The organism is Micrococcus sp. GbtcB5 (assembly GCF_019091605.1).
Classification (GTDB): Bacteria; Actinomycetota; Actinomycetes; order Actinomycetales; family Micrococcaceae; genus Micrococcus; species Micrococcus luteus.
In genome coordinates, this window is record NZ_JAGXJK010000048.1 from 1 (window position 1) to 5,183 (window position 5,183).

At 71.1% G+C, this 5,183-nt stretch carries 4 protein-coding genes; 1 reads left to right on the forward strand and 3 read right to left on the reverse strand.

Annotation, left to right across the window (positions count from 1 at the left end):
• Positions 1–344: 344 nt before the first annotated feature.
• The 3 genes from glpK to KVS67_RS11110 form a co-directional block, all read right to left on the reverse strand.
• Complete coding sequence (glpK, locus tag KVS67_RS11100; protein ID WP_020621628.1) at positions 345–1,877, reverse strand: glycerol kinase GlpK; 1,533 nt, start codon at positions 1,875–1,877, stop codon at positions 345–347.
• Positions 1,878–1,971: 94 nt separating this feature from the next.
• Positions 1,972–2,694: an MIP/aquaporin family protein gene (locus tag KVS67_RS11105; protein ID WP_010079813.1), complete on the reverse strand. Its 723-nt coding sequence runs from the start codon at positions 2,692–2,694 to the stop codon at positions 1,972–1,974.
• A complete protein-coding gene (locus KVS67_RS11110; RefSeq protein ID WP_020621627.1) occupies positions 2,672–4,447 on the reverse strand; it encodes a glycerol-3-phosphate dehydrogenase/oxidase in 1,776 nt (591 codons plus the stop codon). Before KVS67_RS11110 ends, KVS67_RS11105 begins: the two co-directional genes overlap by 23 nt.
• A gap of 168 nt (positions 4,448–4,615) precedes the next feature.
• Between KVS67_RS11110 and KVS67_RS11115 the strand changes: the two genes are divergently transcribed.
• A complete protein-coding gene (locus KVS67_RS11115; protein ID WP_217565359.1) occupies positions 4,616–4,798 on the forward strand; it encodes a hypothetical protein in 183 nt (60 codons plus the stop codon).
• Positions 4,799–5,183: the final 385 nt, after the last annotated feature.

The following is a 5,183-nucleotide window of genomic DNA, read 5'->3' on the forward strand; positions in this document are numbered from 1 at the left end:
GCCTCATACCTCCTGCGGAGACGCTCCTCCGGCCTCGTTGGCACCGGCCCGAGTCAACAACGTCATGCCCTCCTACAACTACTTCGCCTGCCTGGCCACCGCCGCCGTGGGCGGAAGCGGCGGGGGAAGAGGACGCCCTGGGTGAGGACAGCTTGACGTCGGAGCAGCCGGGCGCCTCGGGCCTGGCCACTGCGCCGATGGCAACGGCACCGACTCCGCCCCGCTCCGCGCGCAGGCGGCCGACGAGGGGGTAGTGCTGCTCGGGGTCCTTCTGGAGGGGCCGGGTCGGCCCGGACCGGCCCGGGGCGCACGGGGCCGGCCGGACCGACCTACGGACCGGACGGTCAGCCCTGGGCCGACTCGACGTCCTCGTCGACCCAGTCGCGGGAGCGTTCCACGGCCTTCTTCCACAGCCGCAGGGCGCGCTCAACCTCCTCCTCGTCCGTGGTGGGCTCCCAGCGCTTGTCCTCTTCCCAGTTGGCCACGAGCTCGTCCTGGGACGCCCAGAACCCCACCGCCAGGCCTGCGGCGTAGGCGGCGCCGAGAGCGGTGGTCTCGATGACCTTGGGGCGCACGACGGGCACGCGCAGCAGGTCCGCCTGGAACTGCATGAGCAGCTCGTTGGCGACCATGCCACCGTCGACCTTCAGTTCGGTCAGGTCCACGCCGGAGTCCGCGTTCATGGCGTCCAGGACCTCGCGGCTCTGGAAGGCGGTGGCCTCGAGCGCCGCGCGGGCGATGTGCCCCTTGTTGACGTAACGGGTCATGCCCACCATGACGCCGCGGGCCGCGGCGTCCCAGTGCGGGGCGAAGAGGCCGGAGAACGCGGGGACGAAGTACACGCCGCCGTTGTCCTTCACACCGGCGGCCAGGGTCTCGACCTCCGGGGCGCTGCCGATCATCCCGAGGTTGTCCCGCAGCCACTGGATCAGCGAGCCGGTGACGGCGATCGAGCCCTCCAGCGCGTACACCGGCTTCTGGTCGCCAATGCGGTACGCCACCGTGGTGAGCAGGCCGTTGTCCGAGTGCACCGGCTCCTCGCCGGTGTTGATCAGCATGAAGTTGCCGGTGCCGTACGTGTTCTTGGCCTGGCCGACCTCGAAGCACGCCTGGCCGAAGGTCGCCGCGTGCTGGTCGCCCAGGATGCCGGTGATCGGCGTCTCGCGCAGCAGCTGCTGGCCGGATACGGTGCCCACCTCGGCGGAGGAGCTGACGATCTCCGGAAGCATGGACATCGGGATGCCCATGTCCGCGCAGATCTCCTCGTTCCAGTCGAGGGTGTCCAGGTTCATCAGCATGGTGCGGGAGGCGTTGGTGACGTCGGTGACGTGCCGGCCGCCCTCGCCGCCGCCGGTGAGATTCCACACGAGCCACGAGTCCGTGGTGCCGAAGATGAGGTCGCCGTTCTCGGCGGCCTCCCGGGCACCGTCCACGTTCTCCAGAATCCAGGCCACCTTGGGGCCGGAGAAGTACGTGGCCAGGGGCAGCCCGACGCGCTCCTTGTAGCGGTCCGCGCCGACGTCGCCGGCCAGGCGCTCGCAGAGGTGGTCGGTGCGGGTGTCCTGCCACACGATGGCGTTGTACACCGGCTTGCCGGTGTTGCGGTCCCACACCACGGTGGTCTCACGCTGGTTCGTGATGCCCACGGCGGCGACGTCGTGTCGGGTCACCTCGGCGCGGGCCAGGGCCTCGCCGATGACCTCGCGGGTGTTCGTCCAGATCTCCACCGGGTCGTGCTCCACCCAGCCGGCGCGCGGGAAGATCTGCTCGTGTTCGCGCTGACCAGTGGACACGATGGCCCCACTGTGGTCGAAGAGGATCGCGCGCGTGGACGTGGTGCCCTGGTCGATGGCCATCACGTAGCGGGGGGTGGTCATGTCCTACTCCTTCGGAGGTGGTCACGGGGGTGTGGGGGTGGCGGGCACGTTCCCGCAGGGGAACGTGCCCGCCGGGGTTGGACGGGCAGACCGCTCAGACGAACAGAGGCGCGGCGAGGCCGGCCAGGACGGCGCCGACGAGCGGGCCGACGATCGGCACCCAGGCGTAGCCCCAGTCCGAGCCGCCCTTGTGCCGGATCGGCGCGACGGCGTGGAACAGGCGGGGGCCCAGGTCGCGCGCCGGGTTGATGGCGTACCCCGTGGGGCCGCCCAGGCTCGCGCCGATCGCGACGACGAGCAGGGCCACCGCGAGCGGGCCGAGCCCGGAGGGGGTGGAGCCGAAGAGCAGGATCACGAACACCAGGACGAACGTGGCGATCACCTCGGTGACCATGTTCCACAGCGGGTTGCGGATCTCGGGACCTGTGGCGAACGTGCCCAGGATCGCGCCCTGGTCCGTCTCCGCCTGGTAGTGGTCGCGGTAGGCCAGCCAGGCCAGGGCCGCGCCGAGGAAGGCGCCGATCAGCTGCGCCGCGAAGTACGCGAGCGTGGTGCCGAGGGTCACGGCGATGCCGGGGGCGTACTCCTCGGCGCCGCTGACGAGCAGGCCGACGGTCACGGCGGGGTTCAGGTGCGCACCGGTCGCGGCAGCGACGTAGACGCCCGCGAAGACGCCCAGCCCCCAGCCGAAGCTGATGAGCAGCCAGCCTCCGCCGTTGCCCTTGGTCTTCGTCAGGACGACGTTGGCGACGACGCCGACGCCGAGCAGGAGGAGGATGGCCGTGCCGGCGATCTCATGCAGGAAGATCGTGCCCATGGACGGGCTCCTTTCCGTGGACGGGGGCGGCGTCGGCAGCTGCGAGCGCGGCGGCGGCGGTGACGTCGTCGTGGGCGGTCTCGCCGCGGAGGCGGGCGGCGACGAGGTCCTTGTACGCCCGGATCTCACCGGCGATGCGCTCTTCATCCCAGCCCAGCTCGGGGGCCACGAGGGACGCGATCTCCTCGGCCGCCGCGACGCCGCGGTCGCGGACCTCGGTGGACAGGCGCGTGCGGCGCTCGATGACGTCGTCCAGGTGGACGACGCCCTCGGCTCGGGCCGCGTAGACGATCTCGGCGCGCAGGTAGCGCGGCGCCTCGGCGAGAGGGACGCTCAGGGACGGGTCGCCGTCGATCAGGTCGAGCACATGGCGCAGGACGGTGCCGTAACGGAACAGGAGCCGGTCCACGCGGGCCTCGTCCAGGCCGTAGTCGGCGGCGATGCGGTCCGCCTCCGCCTCGATCTCCGAGTAGCCGAGGCCGCCGAGCACGGGGATGCGCTCGGTGAGGCTGGGACGGGTCGGGTGGGTCTCGCGCACCACGAAGTCCACGACGTCCTCGGCCATGGCCCGGTACGTGGTCCACTTGCCGCCGGCCACGGCGGTGAGGCCGGGGGCCACCTCGGTGACGGTGTGCTCACGGGAGATCTTGGTGGAGCCGCCGTCGGATCCGGTGACCGGCTGCAGGAGCGGGCGCAGGCCGGCGTACGTGGCGATCACGTCGTCACGCGTGAGGTCCTCCTTCAGCACCGCGTTGGCGTGCTCGAGGATGTAGTCGATGTCGTCCGCGGTGGTGGCCGGATGGGCCACGTCCTCCGCCCACGGGGTGTCCGTGGTGCCGATCACCCAGTACTCGTCCCACGGGATGAGGAACAGCACGGACTTCTCCGTCTTGGTGATCACGCCGGTGGCGGCGTCGGCGCGGATGCGGTCGCGCGGGACGGTGATGTGGGCGCCCTTGGAGGCGAGCACCTCGAGGCCGCCGTCGGCCCCGGCCAGCTCCTGCTGCTCCTGGGTCCACACGCCCCCGGCCAGGATGACGGCGCGCGCGTGCACGTCGAACTCCTCGCCGGAGGTCTCCTCGCGGACACGCACGCCCTGCACACGGCCGTCGTCGCCGCGCAGGTAGCCGGTGACGGCGGTGTAGTTGGCGGCCACGGCGCCGTGGTCCACGGCGGATCGCACGAGCATCATGGCCAGGCGGGCGTCGTCGAACTGGGCGTCGGCGTACTCCACCGCGCCGACGATCTTCTCGTCGTCGAGGGAGGGGAAGGTCGCGGCCATGGAGCGGCGGCTGAGATGGCGGTGCGCGCCCATCGCGCGGCGGCGGCCGAGCGACTGCATGGCGTCGTACATGGTGACGCCGGCGCCGATGAAGCCGCGGTCGATCACCTTGTGGAAGAACGGGAAGACGAAGCGCAGGGGACGCACCAGGTGGGGCGCGGTCTGGGTGAGCAGCAGGTCGCGCTCCCGCAGCGCCTCGTACACCAGCTTGACGTCCAGCATCTCGAGGTAGCGCAGGCCACCGTGCATGAGGCGGGAGGAGCGGGACGAGGTCCCGGAGGCCCAGTCGCGGGCCTCGACGATGCCCACGTCGAGGCCGCGGGTGGCCGCGTCGAACGCGGCGCCCACGCCGGTGGAGCCGCCGCCCACGACCAGGATGTCGAGGGGGGCCTCCGGGCTGGTGGCCCGGAGGCGGGCGAGGTGGTCCTCCCGCGTGGCGGCGGAGAGGGGGACGGTTCGCAGGGTCGGCATGGGGGGTTGCTCCTTTATCAGTGGAAGCACAGTGTAGTGGCGTGGCTCACGATACCCAGTATCAGCACGAGCCGAGGTCCATGATGTCACTCCCGGGCCGCGGGTATGCACGCGTCGGGTACGGTCTCGCGGAACCCGAGCGGCTCGTACAGGGGCACGTCGGTGCGCGTGGAGGTGAAAGTCCAGGGCGCGGGGGTGGTCTCCGGGGTGACCGCCCTGCAGCGGGCGGAACTCGCCTGCCGGTTCGGCCTCGCGACCCTCGACGTGGACAGCCGGATGGAGGGTTGCCTGATCGGTGACCTGGAGACCCTGCAGTCCCAGGCTCCGACACGGGCCCTCGGAAGAAGGTGAAGAGCTCGAGGTTTCGGTCCGAGGTCAGGATGCGATGGCCGCTGAATCTGGTCGTGAAGATGGGCCTCGTCGACCTCTGCTGGCGTGCGGTGGCCGGGTGCGTCGTGCCCTCGGATCGCGGGCTCGCCATCCTGTTCGGCGCTATCCCAGGACGGGCTCACTCGGCGAGGGCCAATCGGCTCGATGGGCCGGGTCGGTTCTGCCTGGGAGAGCGCGGTGGCGGAGTCCTTCTTCGCCCTGTTGCAGAAGAACCTCCTCGATTGTGGGTGCTCGGCCACCTGAGACGAGCGGCCGGCGGGGAGCATGACCGGGACCGTGAGGACGTATCGGCACGCTCGCTGTGGTGTGCGACGTCGTTGACGACACGACGGACCCGGAGCGGCTC